Here is a 16,464-nt window from a genome sequence, read left to right on the forward strand (position 1 = left end):
CCTACATCCAGGATCCGTCGTTCGATCCCTGCACAGACGACACCTACATCCAGGATCCGTCGTTCGAGCCCGGCACCGACGACACCTACATCCATGACCCGTCGTTCGAGCCCGGCACTGAAGACACCTACATCCAGGATCCGTCGTTCGATCCCGGCACCGACGACACCTACATCCAGGACCCGTCGTTCGAGCCCGGTATCGACGACACCTACATCCAGGACCCGTCGCTCGAGCCCGGCACCGAAGACACCTACATCCAGGACCCGTCGCTCGATCCCGGTATCGACGACTCCTACATCCAGGACCCGTCGCTCGATCTCGGCACCGAGGACTCCTACATCCAGGACCCGTCGCTCGATCCCGGCACCGACGACTCCTACATCCAGGACCCGTCGTTCGAGCCAGGTATCGATGACAACTACCACGACGACGCGTATGACCCGACCGCTGAAGGCTCCTACTACGATTCGCATCCCTTTGTTGGAGAGGACCCCAGCGGCAACGAGCCCTCGTTCGATGAGCCGAGCTTCGACAACGGCGGCAACGAGCCTTCGTTCGATGAGCCGAGCTTTGACAGCGGCGGCGACGAGCCCTCGTTCGATGAGCCGAGCTTCGACAACGGCGGCAACGAGCCCTTGTTCGACGAGCCGAGCTTCGACGGCGGCGGCGACGAGCCCTCGTTCGAAGAGCCGAGCTTCGACAGCGGCGGCGACGAGCCCTCGTTCGAAGAGCCGAGCTTCGACAGCGGCGGCGACGAGCCCTCGTTCGAAGAGCCGAGCTTCGACGGCGGAGGTCATGACTCGGGGTCCGAGTTTGACGGTGGCAGCTTTGACAGCGGTGACTCCGGTGCTGGGGATTCCAATCCCGACGGCGCTGAGGCTTTCGACTCTGGGCCTGACTCTGACGGTGGAATCAACTAATCGGAACGAAGGTCCGACGCATGACTTCGTGTTATCGCAATCCAAGGGCGGCGAGTGGCCTTCGCTCGCCGCCCTTCTTTTTCTGCGGTCCGACACAGAACCGAGGTCACGGGCTGCCGATCAATACAAACGCGCCCCAGAATTGTGGAGAATGGTAGTTTGCCGTCGCGCGCACTTTCCGCTTCGCCTCCCACAAAGCATCCGCGAAACCAGTCGAAGTTGTGGGCCGATCTCCTGTCGGAACACTATCGAAGAGCGCCGTAATGACTTGCCGTGCGGCGGAATCGTCCACCGCCCACAGGGTCGAGACAACCCGACGCGCTCCTGCGATCAGGAATCCCCGAGAAAGTGATACAGCGCCCTCCAGGTTGATCTCTTCACCGGTATGAGTGCCGCAGGCGGCGAGAACCACGAGCTCGGCAGGAATACGCAAGGAGTAAACCTCGTGCAGTTCGAGTAGACCATCTGCCTCTGAGGCGACCGTCCCTGCCGGTAGTTTCAATACCAACGCGGCCCGTAGTCCATCGGATCCCGTCGACCCGATCGCGTGGGTAGCGAAGTGAACGAGCCTGGCGCGACCTATGTCGGCTCGCACCTCTTGCTCCGTTGCCGTATCGTCATGGAGTAGCACAAGCCGACATCCGGGCTGTCGCCTCTGGATCGCGGCGGCGATGCTCTCTTGCTCGGGAATCGAGTTGCTCAATGCGGGGAGTCGGAAGGCCTGTTCGAGCGTTCCGTCTCGTTCACCGTCGACCCCACGAGCACCATTGACATCAGTGGGCGGCCCTGGACTTGAACCGCCGACGTTAGCGATCCGATTCACGACGCCCGCGACGGAGAGAAGTTCCAAGTCGGTCGTCCCGTGCGTCTCTTTTCCGTAGAACGAGAACGAGATCGACGGTGCGATCGTGATCACCGGCCCGTCATCAAGCCAGTATTTCGTCGACTCCTCAGTCGAGTCGACGGTGACAACGAGTGCATCCATCGGAACTTGATTCAATTGCGCATCAGGGATAACCGTCACGTGTCCGGCCTTGTGGATACGCGCCCACACCGGCTCGGGAACAAGCGCCCGCCAAAGTGCGTGCAACCACTGGTCGTTTGGAAAACCGTTTCCCTCGCAGCTTGACGCCAGTCTCGCTCCTCGTGGAGACGGCACGTCGTACTTCGCGCGGAACCGGCAATCAAAAAGTCGTCCTAGCGATTTCGACGTCAACGGCCCGGACGATACCCCCAGCAGCTTGGCGGTGGATTCGTCCAGATTCAGACTGAATGCTTGCACTTCAGCACCCTGGGCCGACACAACGAACACCCGGGACGCTTCGACTCCGATTTGGAAGTACAGGATGTCGTTCGCGAACGCCTTCATGGCTTGGCGCAATTCATCCGTATTCGAGGTCAGGTGATCGATGGAGGCCATGACTTCCCGATATCGCGGATCGACCCGCCGGATCTCCCCGTTCGCGCGTCGATATTCCGAAAGTGCGATGGCGACTGCGTGCGCCGCATCATCCGAATCGTGCTCAGCCTGCAAGTCGCCGGCTAGCGCTCGTTCCATCAAGCTGCGCTCGAACGCTTGCGCCTTGCGGAGTGTTGCCTCCGCGACTCGTCGACGGTCGACCAAGTCTTGAGCGACCCCTGTCGAGGGATCGCTCAGTTGCGTCTTAGAAAACGCGACTTCCTCAACCAAAGTCCGTGCTCGTGTGCGCTCTGCCCACCTCAGAGCCTCATTCGGATGTCCGGCAGCGATCTGCCGCGTAACCATGGTGTCGAACCTGGGAGCGTACCGCGCGAGGAAGGTCGCGCGAGTGGTGTCCGCCGCGCTACTCTCCTGCCGCATCGACTCGACGGAGCCGAGCGCTGCGCTGAGCACAACCAAGGATTCCTCGCGCTCATGAGCGGCCCACAGGACGTCCGATTTCTCGAACTGTGCCTTCGCGGCCGCTTCGCGCCACTCGGAGTGAAGGTTCACCTTCGCAAGTGCGTCATCTATTGTTTTCAGCGCTTCTGGAAGCTGTCGGATTGCCAGCTGCGCTCGAGATACTTCGATCAAGCTTTCGGCGACGTCGACGCTCTTCGGCGCAATCGCCGTTCGAATCTCCAAGGCCCGCCGGAGCAACGGAAGCGCGTCCCGCGGCTGGCCCTCGTCGATGAGTACGGTCGCGAGATCGTGGAGTGCTCGAGCAGTCTCAGAATGCTCTTTCCCGAGTCCCGTTTCTCGTATGGAGAGGGCCTCGCGCAGCAGCGTCTCCGCCTCGACATACTGAGAGTCTTCGGCCAAGAAGATGGCGAGCTGCGCGAGATACACAGAGAGCTTCGGATCTGTGCTATCTGGAGCCACATACAATGAGCGGGCCTCTTCCGCACACGCTCGGTATTTCGCTTCGGCGTCTGCCCGTCGCCCTTGGAATCGAGCCAGCTCGGCCAGGTTGAAGGTGGCGGTAAGGATGCCCTCTTGGTCCTTGAGAGCTTGGCGTTCCGAAAACGACTCAATCTCGTACCTCTCGGCGTCTGCATAGCTCCCTTCGTCACGAAACGTTCCCGCCACGGAATTGAGCAACCACGCGTGCACCGGCGTGTGCTTCGGTGCAATGGCCAAGCCCTTGTTGAACTCGGCCCGGGCGGGGACCGAACCATCCGTCAAACGAGTGAGCTCGCCCGACGTCAGATATCCAACCGCCTTGTCGGTGGGACTCGCATCAGACGATTGGAGATATCGCTGCCGATCGGTGACGATTGGGCGAGCTTCATCGTAGCGGCCCATCGCCCCGAGGATCTGTGCGATTCCCTCGAGCGTCGCACCCATCGCTGCGTCACGCTCGGTCTCGGGCTGTAGTTTTCGGTGCTCCAACGAGCGCTGTCCATACTTGAGAGCTTCGTCGAAGCGATTCCAGTTGAAACAGATACTCGAGAGATTGTCGAGACTGTCTGCGACGGAGGCGTGGTCCAATGGGCGCAGCTTTTCCCATTCTTCTAGTCCATGCCTTAGCACCTCAAGAGTCGTCGCCCTGAACTCTGGTTTCTCCGAGTTGTAGAGAAGGAGTCCAAGGTGATCTATGAAACGAGCGATGGACGGCGCATCATCAGGAAAGCATCGGCGGGCGCTTGCCTCGGCATCCTGGAGCATCTGAAGGGCTGTCTCGTTCCCGTCCTTCAGTGCGGATCGGATGCGATCGGTGAGTTGCGCAGCCTCCCAGCACGCTTGATCGCGCGGCGAAGCTGCGTAGGCGCTAGTTGCACCCACCGCCCGTGAAGGTGTGTCGGGCCCATCTTTGATCTCCAGCGTCCAGACGCCGGGAGGATCCGCGAGCCAGGTGAATGTCACCGACTTCGCGAGCCATTCATCGCCTCTCTCTACGTGTCGAATCGCACCGGTTGGGTCTGTGAGTGTGATCGTCGCCGAGCCGTCGATCGTCGTCGCAACCCGGGCAGCTTGCCCGGCTTGGAGGTCACATCGCGGGTCGGAGGTTCGCCCTCCTACTCTCGGGCTTCCGCATCCGACGCACGCCACGACGAGTACTAGTGAATGAGATAAGAATTTCAACTGCGAATCCCAGCCGCGGGAACCTGAAGCACCCACCGACATGCCCGCTTCCAGTCCCGAACTCTGATGGTGACGGTCGTTGACGACTCGACTTGCTGAGAACTATGCGGTTGCCTGTCACCGATGTCAACGGTACTGTTGTTGCAGCTTACGCAATCCGCTACGACGTTGGGGGGTCTATGCGACATCGAATGATTGGGGCGACCATCGTCTTATTCTTGGCGCCATTTGTCTTGACCGCGTTTGCGGCGCCTGTCACCAAAAAACTCGATCGGCTGTTCCCGGTTGCGTCATGCCCGTTTCCAAGGCCCGATTGCGCCGAAACGTCCTTGATTTGTCCGGACTACTGCGCCACTAATCCCGCAACACCCCTTTGTACGGACGCGAACAGCAACGGCGCGTGCTGCGAGCAGCCGTATGGGGAGTCCTCACCGGAGCACTGCGGGCTCAATGTTAGTCATGAGACTTCCGACCTGCAATTCGGGGTGCCCGCTGTAGGGGGCAATTACGGCGGGCCTGTCGCGATTACAATCCGTCGCACCGGGGACACCCAGCCGAGCGCGATCCGCGAGATTTCTTATTTGGCATTTATCGCCCAATCTCCCTACCTTGACAATCAGCCGACCCAATCAAGACTCGACGACTATCTCGGCAATGGAAATTACTGCGCCGCGAGTGATTCGTCCTGCGACGACTGCAAGCGCGAGAGCCCGCAGGACTGCTATCAGGGCGATGGTCGGCCGACGGTCTTCTTTCCGGTCCGTTCGATTACCAGCGGCGAATTTGGATTCGAAGAACCGTTCAATGTGGCCCCGGACAACTCGCGACCCGAATGCTACCGATCTGATTCTGTCGGGAGACGACACGGGACGTGGGTGCTTGGCGGCGGTGCGTCAATCGCGATTGATGAATTCCCGAGTTACCCACTGCGCTTGGGTTCAAGTAGTGACAATACCGGTGCGACGGCAACGCTCGTTGTGCCATTTGTACCAAGCGGGTTGTATGAGCTCTACGGAATCTGGTTCAGCAGTACGAACGGTCAGAATGCAGTCACGTTTGAAGTCGCGACCGGAGACGACGAGCGCGTTTTCGATGAGGACGGGGACGGAGTGCCCAATGAGTGCGACAACTGCCCTTCGGTCCCCAACGGAGACTGCGACGCGTCCACCGCGGCTTGCGATATCAACGGGGACGGGATACTCAGCGCCGACGAGATAAGCAAGGGGAACCAAGCCGACACCGACGGAGATGGGAGAGGAGACGCATGCCCGGATTCGACACCTCCTACCAGTTCGGCAAGCGTGACGCCGGATCCTAATGCCGCCGGTTGGAATAACACCGATGCGGTGGTGACGATCACGGCGGTGGACGAAACCGGCGGCTCAGGAGTCGCCTCGATCTCCGTCGAGACCTCCGGTGCGCAGGTCGTCCCCCTGACGGTAACCCCCGGCGCAAGCGCGATGGTGACGACAAGCGCCGAGGGCACGACCAACGTCAAGTTCTGGGCCACCGACAATGCCGGCAACACTGAGGCACCGCAGACACTGCCGGTAATGGTGGACAAGTCGGCGCCTCAGGTTACGTGCTCCGTGAATCCATCGTTCCTCTGGCCGCCGAACCATCGACTCGTGGACGTCGTTGCAAGCGTGTCGGTCATCGATGCGCTCTCCGGGCCGGACAATTTCGTGCTCGATTCGGTTCTCGGTGACGAACCTGACAAGTCAAAGAACGGAGTGGACATCGCCAATGATATTCAAGGCTTCGTACTGCACACCGGGGACACCACCGGCAAGTTGCGTGCGGAATGCCTCGGGACGGGCGATGGCAGGACATATAAGTTGATTTATCACGGTCTCGACCACGCGGGGAACAGCAGCCAGTGCGAGGCAATCGTCGTGGTCCCCCATGACCAGCGGCGGGGAGCTTCCGGAGTCCACTAGAGGGGCGACATTGTCTCGGGAATCTGACTCGCGAATAGACCCAACTAAGTCGTCGATCCATGACTACGCGCTGTTACGGCTGATCGAGGGGCAGGACGATGCACTGCCTGCGCACTTTCCGGGGCGCAATCGGATCGTCGACAACTTTCGGCGGATCCAGGACACGATCAAGACCGTCGTCGAACGAACCGTCGAACGAAATCGCTACACGCGTTTCGTAGCAAGTCGGCTCGCGGTTCACGCCCCAGATTTTGTTGCGGAACATCCCGCCGAGTTCGAGAACGAGATCGAAGGAAAGCTGAGTGAACACGTCGAGCGCATAGGAGGTCAGGAGCGGAACAAACAAGTACTACGAAATTTTGCTCTCTGGTACCGACTCGCGAGCGTCATGGGTAGCGCGCAGAATCGGGCAATTCCAGGAGCTCTCGCCGTTGTGACGAAGGACTTTGAGGAGGTCTCTCGCTTCCTCAATCCGGAACGTCCGGAGTTTCGTCGCTTGTTGGGGGAACGTCAAGGCGTTGACCCAAGTAGCGTTGCGGAGCGTGTCGAAGACAATCTGTTGGCGCACTGGCAGGCCTATGAGGGCACGGCACCACTCGGAGCTTACATACGCACGATCGTCACAAGACGGAAGCAGGAACTGCTGCGAGGTCTTGGAGAAGGCGTCCTCGATCACGACAGCATCGAAGCTGTATTCGAATTGCCTGCGGAGGGAGAGGACCCCGTCGAGCTCCTCGATCGGCCATCCGCTCGTGAGATGGCGCTTCGGGTGAAGGCCGTGGTCTCCGCCGTCGAGAAGTTCGACGAGGTGGACAAGTTGATCTTCTTCGCGCGGATGGAAGACCCACCGCTGCCCTACAAGTTGATCCTGGACCGTTTAGGAACGATTCCAGCGAACAACATGAAGAGGGAGAGCGCTGTTCGTGCTCGTCACACCCGACTGGTCGCAGAGCTTCGACAGGCTTACGAGTCCACGCTGAGACGCTAGTCGTCGGAGGTTCGCGGAGCCGACGGGCCGATCTGAATTTTAAGGCTGTCGATTGCGGTCCCATCCGAAAGTTTGACATCGAGCGCGACGATTACGCCTTTCGCAACATCACTGGCCGAGATCGTTCCGCGAATCGGTGCGATCTTGACCAATCCGAACTCCAGTGGCGGCCCGAAGAGTGTGTTGCCATCGATCACTGCTCCTGTATCCCTTAGTACAGCTTCGACGTGCGCGCCGGGGGTTGCGAGTGAGGTCAGGAATTGCAACGCGCGGTCACTGCCACCGAGGCCGATCGATATCGTCGTGACGCGCCTGCCGTGGAGTTCGACTTGTGCCCAACCTGCCGGCTCCGTTCCGCCCTTGCCCGAATCGCCGCTGACGGCATTCACAGGCATTAGGACTGACGAAGACGACGAAGCGCCGAATCGGTACATCGTAGGAATCAGAATTGCGATCAAGAGCAAGTAGGCTGCTGCTGTCAGCCAGTTTCGCCGGATTGCCAGCACGTCGAACACAACCCAACTCGACTTGGACGAGGACGCAGGTATGACATCGACCGCAGGGGCCTCGGCGATCCAGGACCGAAGCTGACTAAGGAGCGACGAACACTCGGTACAAGTGTCCGCATGTAACTTCCATGCGTCCAAGCCCTCCGGCGCGAATGATCCCCAATCGCCCGCTAGGGCAACGAGGACTTCGGGTCGAGGATGGGCGGTCACCGCATTCGACGGGCGAGTTCGGAGTTCGTGCTTCACCAGGTCGACACGTCGGGCGAATCGGGCGCAGTTGGCGCAGTTCTCGACATGCGTCGCGGTCTCCCGTGATTGCAGATCCTCGTCGTCATCCGATTGGAGGAGCAGCCGAGCCTGAACTCTCGTACAAGCGATCGGCAAGTTCGCCTCCTTTCGCGAGACTCGGCTCGACCGAGCCGCCGAGCCCCCTCAAACTAGGGACGCGACGTCGGAACGGTCGCTGCGAGAGGATCCCTGAGATTATTCAACTTTGAACGATAGTCTCCGGGCTACCCACTCGCCCAGCTGAGATTCGTGGGCTCCCGGAGGCCGTGAAAACCGTCGGACAGCCTCGGGCTCGCCCCGACGAGGTAATTCGCAGGCTTTCTTGAAGCTCTCTTGCCCGGCCTCCAGCGCGCGCACCTCTTCCATGAGGCTCAGGAGTCGCATGGGGTTGGTGTCCGCCACAACCATGATCGAGTCCGTGCCTCCGGTACGGGAAACCAGGAACGGAATCGACATCGGCGCGGACCATCGGCTAGGGATCCGAACCGTCGCGCCGTCGCTTGACTCCAGCTCGTGAGTCGCCGAAGGATCCCATAGCTCTATTGACGGGCCCCCGCGGGCAGATGCGATATCCAACACATGCACGATGGCGACGTAGCTTCCGCGTTGTGCGTCGATCTGCAGATTCAAGTCAGCACAGTCGTCTGTCTGTCCAGGCTTGCACCGGACTCCAGTAATGACTCTCCTGCGCGAATCCAAGAGTCGGGCGTCGAGATTGAACGAGCCATCACCCCGGAGATCGAGCAGTTGCCGAACTTCCGCGCCGTGCAGCTCGGAGTAGGAAGCGATTGCAATCTTCTGCACGACGTCGCCGATTAGCTCCGGCTTCAAGTCGGAAGCGTTTGGCGGAATCGCGGAATCGAGGAGCTTCCGGCTAGTCGTTCCTCCTACAACTCCGAAGCGAAGTGAGCGCGATGATGAAGCGTCGACACTGAGTCGAAAATACCGCTCGGGATGAGGACCGAACTTCGCCATCTCATCGTCAGCGGGTCGGCCGTCCCTGAATACGATCGCTGGGTGATCTGACACAAGCCGGTTGACGAGCTGCACCGCCATGTTCGAGGGGAATCCGTCCACGTAGACGATCGGACGATCATACTCGAAGGGGATATTGCAGCGGACCGCAACTACGTCGGTCCTGTCAGCAATAGGATCTGTCGCGATACCGGTCACCTTCGTCGAGTCAGGCCATCGATATCGAACCGACTGCTGGTCACGGACGCCGACCAGTGCGAGGCGGGAGGAAAAGGCATCCCGCATTCGAGCCCGCCGTACGAGCACGTATGAGTCGAGCGGACTCACAGGCACCGACGCTGGGACCTCTATCGTCCACTGGTTTCCAATCTCGAGATGGGCGGCCATCGCAAGTCGTGGATCGACATCACGATCCGTGAAAAGGAACGGCTCGTTTTCACGCCCCGCTTGCGCGCTGAACCCGGGTTGCATCTTCCGAAAAGAGCGCTCTGCGACCTCCGATCGAACACGCTCGAAAAGGAGCGAGATCGGGGCGCCTTGATCCAATCGCTCTGCCTCGCTCCAGAGCACGTAAGAAAATAATCCGCGCGGCACGGAGTCGAACAACTGTTCGTAGGCGGTCGATCCACCCTCATCCGTACCGCCTCGATGGACGTTCGACACGGCCGACAGGACGACGTAGCGGGCATCGGAAGGCAGGATTCGCCTGCCCGGCGAGCTCGCGTCGTGTCCCGCGTGGTCCATCGCTTTCTTTTCCGCCAGCACGCGTGCCCGGTCCGGAGTGTCTCGATTGAAAGTCATGTCCGCATGGCTCGTGTAGAGTTGCGTACGCGCATCGAGTTCCGGAACGACTCGCTCCTTGAGATCGACGCCACGGCCGCGAGGAAGCGATGCCGAGTGGCACGCATCGAAGATCAACAGGACATTCCGAGCGTCCGGACTCAGTCGATCGAACCACAAGAACAGCTCGTCATCCACGATGTCCGGGATGTTCTCTGTTCGTGCGTCGTACGGCAGAAGACTTGCGTCGTTGCCACCGCCCTCATCGCCGTTAATATCTGGAGCCTCCCCGCCATGGCCGCTCCAGAAAACGACAAGCGTATCCTCCCGACGAGTCGCTTCGACGGAAGCGAGGATTGCATCACGAATGCGCTTTCGCGTTGGGAGGTGGTCTTCGGAACCGAGCGGATCGCCGCTTACAAGCACCGTGATGTCATCAAAGTGGTACTTCGATCGCAATAAGGTTTCGAGCGACCTGACATCGTGTGGCGGGCCCGCGAGAGGCTCGATGTCTCTACTCAGATATGAGCCGACCCCGATCAGGACGGCCCGCCGTATCCCCTTGTGAAATGCTGGTGTCGGCTCCTTCGGCGCGGGCCGTGATGCGCTCGCCACGATGATGGCGAAGCCGACTAAGACGATCCCCAATGCGGATCGCATGCTCCAGACCACCCCACGATTCATTTCGCGTTTGAGAGCCAATAGTCGATCGTTCCATCGCCATCCACGTCGAGGCCACGCTTGTCGATTACTCCGTCCTCGTCCTCGTCGAAGACGTAGAAATTGGGTGGCCCTGAGCCAGCGAGGTTTATCGCGAGGCCATCGGCGACGCCGTTGTGATTGGAGTCAAGAATCCAAAAGTCGACCTCATCGTCGGAGTCGACGTCAACCGCGTACGCATCGTTGATACCGTCATTATTGATGTCTACTTCTTGGAACCGAGAGTCCGGCGGCAGTTCCTTGCCAAGGAGCTTGGAGGCGTTCTTCGGTAGCGCTGGAGACTTCGGTGCTACATATGTCGGCGGATGTTTGACGATCTCGTCGATCTCGCTCACCGCAATTGCCATGTTGAGTCCTTGAACCACAGCCTGTTTCCCTCCGGACTCGGCGAACGCGACGAGCCCAATCACCTGCCCATCGCCGTTGAAGAGTGGGCCGCCTGAATTGCCCGAGCTGATAGGTGTCTGAGTCTGGATCACGCTTGCCTTCAGGTCGACCGACGGCGATTGGAAGTATCCGGACACCTCGAACTCTGGCCGGATCTGGCTCACAATTCCTTGCGAGAGACTCCATGGGTAACCGAGCGGATGTCCGATCGCAAAGACGTCGTCACCTACTCGCACTGCCTTGAGGCTTCCGAGGGGCACCGGCTGCACGTTGAGCGCAGTCGCCGGCACCCTCAGCAATGCCAAGTCCGCAGAGGGCTTGGCTGCGATGACGTGCGCCACGAATATGTCTGCGTGTTCAGCGGGTTGCATCTCGCTTGAGCGGGTCAGAATGCATGCTGTGGGCTGGTTTTCCACCACGTGATAATTCGTGGCGATGAGCCCTGACTTGTCGATGACAACGCCGGCTCCCTCACCGTCAGGCGTCATGATGCGCACCACGCTGTCTGCACGCTTCTTGTAGACGCTGACCGCACCAGGCGACTTCCCAACGCTCGGGTTCTTCGATCCGCCTTGTTGACCTCCTTGCGACAGGGCCTCCGCGCAACGGCTGTAAGTGATTGCTGAGCGCTCATCCAGGTTCTGGACGAGACGTGGGTAGCTGCTTCTTAGTGTCGGCGAAATTCCATTGATAGGGTGCCAAGTCGGCTTCTGTCCGCCGCGGCTCGCCTTGACGGTCGCAACAAGCGCAGCCGGTACGTTTGTGACCCCATTCCCATTCGAAGGCGTGGCGGCGGGAGATGAAGTGGTCGCTCTGACGAGCAACAGGCATGCGACAAGAGTGGCGACTTTAGGTTCCATGGGACCTCCGTGCGTTGCGTCGCACTAATAGTTGCGGAGAGTATGCCTCAACTGTTCACCAATCCCTCCCCTCCCGTCTTGCCGTCCTAGTGCCCCCGCTCTAGGACCCATTCGAATCGGGTGGCGAAGGGTCAGCAACCGCGCGGACCGAGGTTGAGATGACTGGACCCCCGCTGACGACGATGCCCGCGTCGCGGGGGGACGCAGCGCTCGTGTCGGTCGTTCGCGGCCCTCTGTGCAACTCAAGAGGCCGCCACGTGCCCACTTGCCTAACGAACTCCACCCCGAAACGTATGAGATCGTTGATCGCCGCCTGGGAGGACCCGAATGCGCTTCGCCTTGCCTGCCGCCCTGATCGCCGGCGCCGCGCTGCTCGCCATCGCCACGCCTGCCGAGGCGCGCTCGAAGCCCAGCCACGACCCCGACAAGGCGAAGATCGTCACCTCCGACCTTCCCAACTTCGTGCGCGCGTTCGCGCTCGCCTCGGCCCACGACGCGCCCGCGGAGAAGGAGAAGATCTTCCAGCGCGAGTACCTCGACAAGGGAACGCCCGGTCTCAAGGACTTCGTCAGAGAGCGGATCCAGTCGGCGAAGAACCTCGCCGCCGCGACGGCGAAGAGGCCGAACTACTACGCATCGCTCGAGCAGGCCGTGCCGCAGGTCGCGGCAATGGAGCCGGCAATTCGCAAGAGCCTGCGCAAGCTGAAGGACCTCTACCCCGGCGCCGTCTTCCCCGACGTGTACATCCTCATCGGCGTCATGAACTCCGGCGGCACCGTCTCGGACGCCGGCCTCCTCATCGGGCTCGACATGCACGCGAAGACGGAAGGCACCGACATGTCCGAGATGAGCGATTGGCTGAAGGCTGTCCTCGGCCCGCTCGACGCGCTCCCCGGCATCGTCGCGCACGAGCTGATGCACTACCAGCAGGGGCCGGAGGGCAAAACGCTCCTCGCGAAGGCGTGCAGCGAGGGGTTCGCGGACTTCGTCGGCGAGCTGATCTCAGGCCAGAACATCAACGCCCACCTGCGCGCCTACGGCGACGCCCACGAGGCGGAGCTGTGGCGCGAGTTCCGCGCCGAGATGAACGGCACCGACTTCTCGCACTGGCTCTATCAAGGAAGCAGCGCCACCGGCGACAGGCCTGCGGACCTCGGCTACTACGTCGGCTACCGCATCGCCGCGGCGTACTACGCGAAGTCCTCAGACAAGAAGAAGGCCGTGCGGGAGATCCTCACCGTGACGGATTACGAGAGATTGCTGCGGGAGAGTGGGTACGGGGAAGGGGCTCATCCCAACAGCAGCTCGAGATCTTCGCGCGTGAGCGTGCGCAGCACCGACTCGTCCGCGGCCAGTATCGAGTCGGCGAGCGCGCGCTTGTGTTCCTGCAGCGCGATGATCTTCTCCTCGACGGTGTCGCGAGCGACCAGCCGATACGCGATGACCGGCTTGTCCTGGCCGATGCGGTGCGCGCGGTCGATGGCCTGCGCCTCGACCGCGGGGTTCCACCACGGATCCAGAAGGAAGACGTAACCCGCCGCCGTGAGGTTCAGCCCGTACCCGCCGGCCTTCAGGCTCAGGAGGAACAGACGGCAATCGGGGTCCGTCTGGAAGCGTCGGACGGCCTCCTCGCGTGCCGCCGCCGGAGTGGCGCCGTCGAGGTAGGCCGTGCCGATGTTCAGCGCGTGGAGACGCGGCTTCACGAGCGCGAGCAGGCTCGTGAACTGGGAGAAGACGAGGGCTTTGTGTCCCTCTTCGAGCACCTCGCCGAGACGCTCGACGAGGAGATCGAGCTTCGCGCTGTCCGCGAGGTCGTTGCCGTCGATCAACCCGGGGTGGCACGCGGCCTGCCTCAGTCGCAGAAGCGCCTCGAGGACGTGAATCTTCGACGTCGCGAGCCCTTGGCGGCTGACGCGGCCGAGAATCGCCGCCCGGTAGTGCGTGCGCAGCTCGTCGTACGCCCGCCGCTGGATCGTGCCCAGCTCGCACCACAGGGTCTGCTCGGTGCGGGTGGGAAGCTCGGGCGCCACCCGCTCCTTCGTGCGGCGCAGGATGAACGGCCGCAACGCACGTGCGAGCGTTTGTTGTCCCGCGTCGGCGCCCACGGCCTCGGTCAGCGCCCGAAAAGCCGGAGAGCTGCCGAGCATGCCGGGATTCAGGAACTCGAAGATGCTCCACAGCTCACCGAGATGGTTCTCGATCGGCGTGCCGGTCAAGGCCAAGCGATGACGCCCTCGAAGCAACCGGGCGGCCTTGGCGGCCTGGCTCGACGCGTTCTTGATCGCCTGCGCTTCGTCCAGCACGATGTAGTCGAATTCGATCTTCGAGAGCGCCGCCGCATCCCGCCGCAGCGTGCCGTAGCTGGTCACGATGAGGTCATGCGTTCCGACGTTTCCTGTGTCACGGGAGATTCCCGTGTGGTCGAGCACGCGCAACTTCGGGGTGAAGCGTCTTGCTTCGGCGATCCAGTTGAAGACGACCGAGCGTGGCGCGACCACGAGCGACGTGGGCCGCGCAGCGTCTTTCCCCCTCCCGCGGGAGGCCAGGAGGGCCAGAACCTGCACCGTCTTTCCGAGGCCCATGTCATCGGCCAAGCAGCCGCCGAATCCGAACTCTCGCAGGAAGCGAAACCAGCCGAGCCCCTCGCGTTGGTACGCGCGCAGCGTGCCTTCGAACGACCGCGGCTCCGCGACGGGCCCGACGCCTTCGAAGCGCGCGAGCTTCTTCCTCGCCTTCTCGAAGATCGCGTCGGCGGAGATCTCCGGCATCTCCGCGAGGAGAGCGTCGAGGAATCCGGCCTGATGCGCTCCGAAGCGAACCGACTTCGCGTCGGCGCGCGCCATCGCCGCCAGTGGTGCGACGCGCTCCAGCCACACTTCCGGCAGCACGCCCCACGATCCGTCACCGAGCCTCACGTACCGCTCGCCCTTGCGGGCCGCCGCCAGCAGCGCCGGAAGCGGGACTTCGGTATCTCCGAAGGTCGCTCCTCCCTGAAGCTCGAACCAGTCCTGCCCCGACACGACGCGCAGCCGCTGCGACGTGGACGACCGGTAGACGTTCCCCTCCGCCTCGACCCGCCACCCCGCCTCGATCAGGGGCGCGACTACTTTCGGGAGGAACGAAGGGGGAAGGAGCCACTCGCCGTTACTCCGGGCCGGACCGTCGTCGCGGAATCCCGCACCGAGCAATCTCGTCCGGGCGGCGTCCTCGGCCACGCGATCACGCGTGACGAACACACGGCGGCCGGCCTCGAAGAGCCTCGCCCGCGCATCGTTGGCGTCGACCTCCATGCCGTCGTAGAGGAACGACAGGCGAGCCATGAGCTTTTCCTGCCCGTCGAACCGACGAGGCCTCTCGATCTTCAGCGCCGGCACCGGAGTCCCGCCGACCTCGGCAAAGCGCAAGCGTTCGGGAACGCGCACCTCCGCGCCCCGCGTGCGCTCGAAAACCGAAGCGACGAGCCGCGGCCCATCGTCGGCCCGGACGGCGATCGGACCTTCCTCCTTGATCATCGCGAGCACCGCATGACTGGCGGGATCGGCGAGGCGCGAGACCGCACCCTCGTGAAGGAAGTACCCGGAGGAAAGGACGAAATCGATCGCGTTCGCGCTCAGCTTCTCACCCGGCCGCTCGACCGTTGCGCTCAGCGTGTACCCGCCGCGTTTTCGCGCTTCCGCGACCTCGACGACCGTCCTCCATGGATCGACGAGGTCGGAACGCAGCGGCAGCGCCGCTTCGCTCTGCCCGCGCGAGACGAAGCAGCGCGCCGTCGCCGCAAGCGCCGGGACCAGGAGTTCGATGCCCTCGGCCGACAGCAACGCGGGGTTCCCGACGCGCTCGTGCACGCGCCCGCCGCCGAATCGTGATTCCCTGGTGTCGCTGCCGCGAATCAGCGCGAAGACTCTGCGGTCGGCCGGGTCCGCGAGATGCTCGGCCTCTCCGAAGCGGATGCTGAGCGGGATCTCGCGCCCCCACGTTCCATCTCTCTTCTTGTCTCGGCGTTTCAGCTCGACGACGAGCGCTCCGTACCTCGAGGCGTTGGCAAGATCGATCGTGTACCGCAGCTCGGCCTTCGCCTGGTCGAACGGCGGCGCTTGAGCGTTTCGATCGCGCGCGAGATCGAGCGCGCTCAGGCGCTGGAGCCATGCCGGGTCACGTGACTGTTCGGGCACCCGCTCCGGCCGGGACGGTGCCTCGAGCGCGTCCCGCGACGCGCCGGTCTTGACGAGCGACGGATCGGGCGCGAGGTCGATCGGGCTCGCATTCGCGCCGAACTTCTTCGACCGGTCGGCCTCGAGGATCGCCGCCCACACGTGCTTGCACGGCTCCACGTTCTTGACGAAGTACGGACATGAGCAAGAACAATGGAGGCTGGCGCCTTCCAGGGCCAGCGAGACCGCGTATTCCTCCGTGCCCCGGACGATCGCCAATGCGTGCGGGCCATCGACGAACGCGATTCGGGCCCGCGCCCGCTGAAAATAGTCGAGACCCCGCCGCCGCTGGATCTCCGAAATCCCGTTCTCCAGCCGCAGCGACAGCGACACGATCTC

The 16,464-nt window shown here is 62.1% G+C and carries 9 protein-coding genes and 1 pseudogene; 4 read left to right on the plus strand and 6 right to left on the minus strand.

All coding sequences use genetic code 11. From position 1 onward, the window contains the following. The coding region (locus tag VFV19_16080; GenBank protein HEX4825821.1) for a hypothetical protein at window positions 1-923 on the plus strand (923 nt) is incomplete at its 5' end. Window positions 924-1,029: 106 nt separating this feature from the next. Here the strand turns inward: VFV19_16080 and VFV19_16085 are convergent. Beyond that, entirely contained in the window at window positions 1,030-4,248 is a 3,219-nt protein-coding gene (locus VFV19_16085; GenBank protein ID HEX4825822.1) for a CHAT domain-containing tetratricopeptide repeat protein, read from the minus strand. Between the two features lie 452 nt (window positions 4,249-4,700). Here VFV19_16085 and VFV19_16090 point away from each other — a divergent pair, with 452 nt between their 5' ends. Then, window positions 4,701-6,407 (plus strand): hypothetical protein, encoded by a 1,707-nt coding sequence (locus VFV19_16090; GenBank protein ID HEX4825823.1) that lies wholly within the window; start codon window positions 4,701-4,703, stop codon window positions 6,405-6,407. A gap of 73 nt (window positions 6,408-6,480) precedes the next feature. Here VFV19_16090 and VFV19_16095 read toward each other — a convergent pair whose 3' ends face one another. Then, window positions 6,481-6,753, minus strand: coding sequence for a hypothetical protein (locus tag VFV19_16095; GenBank protein HEX4825824.1), 273 nt, complete (start codon window positions 6,751-6,753; stop codon window positions 6,481-6,483). An 87-nt stretch (window positions 6,754-6,840) separates the two neighbouring features. On the opposite strand from VFV19_16095, the gene VFV19_16100 reads away from it, so the two are divergent. After that, window positions 6,841-7,395, plus strand: coding sequence for a hypothetical protein (locus VFV19_16100; protein ID HEX4825825.1), 555 nt, complete (start codon window positions 6,841-6,843; stop codon window positions 7,393-7,395). On the opposite strand, the gene VFV19_16105 is transcribed toward VFV19_16100, so the two are convergent. The 3 genes from VFV19_16105 to VFV19_16115 form a co-directional block, all read right to left on the minus strand. Next, window positions 7,392-7,910 carry a hypothetical protein gene (locus VFV19_16105; protein ID HEX4825826.1) on the minus strand — a complete coding sequence of 173 codons (519 nt, stop codon included), beginning with the start codon at window positions 7,908-7,910 and terminating at the stop codon, window positions 7,392-7,394. The genes VFV19_16100 and VFV19_16105 overlap by 4 nt on opposite strands. Window positions 7,911-8,387: 477 nt before the next feature. Next, window positions 8,388-10,607, minus strand: coding sequence for a caspase family protein (locus VFV19_16110; GenBank protein ID HEX4825827.1), 2,220 nt, complete (start codon window positions 10,605-10,607; stop codon window positions 8,388-8,390). 20 nt (window positions 10,608-10,627) lie between these two features. Further along, window positions 10,628-11,914, minus strand: coding sequence for a serine protease (locus VFV19_16115; GenBank protein HEX4825828.1), 1,287 nt, complete (start codon window positions 11,912-11,914; stop codon window positions 10,628-10,630). An 846-nt stretch (window positions 11,915-12,760) separates the two neighbouring features. Between VFV19_16115 and VFV19_16120 the strand changes: the two are divergent. After that, window positions 12,761-13,117, plus strand: a pseudogene (locus VFV19_16120) (DUF2268 domain-containing putative Zn-dependent protease). A gap of 86 nt (window positions 13,118-13,203) precedes the next feature. Here the strand turns inward: VFV19_16120 and VFV19_16125 are convergent. Next, window positions 13,204-16,458, minus strand: a complete 3,255-nt coding sequence (locus VFV19_16125; GenBank protein ID HEX4825829.1) for a DEAD/DEAH box helicase — start codon at window positions 16,456-16,458, stop codon at window positions 13,204-13,206. Window positions 16,459-16,464: the final 6 nt, after the last annotated feature.

The sequence above is a fragment of the Candidatus Polarisedimenticolaceae bacterium genome (genome assembly GCA_036275915.1).
Classification (GTDB): Bacteria; Acidobacteriota; Polarisedimenticolia; order Polarisedimenticolales; family DASRJG01; genus DASRJG01.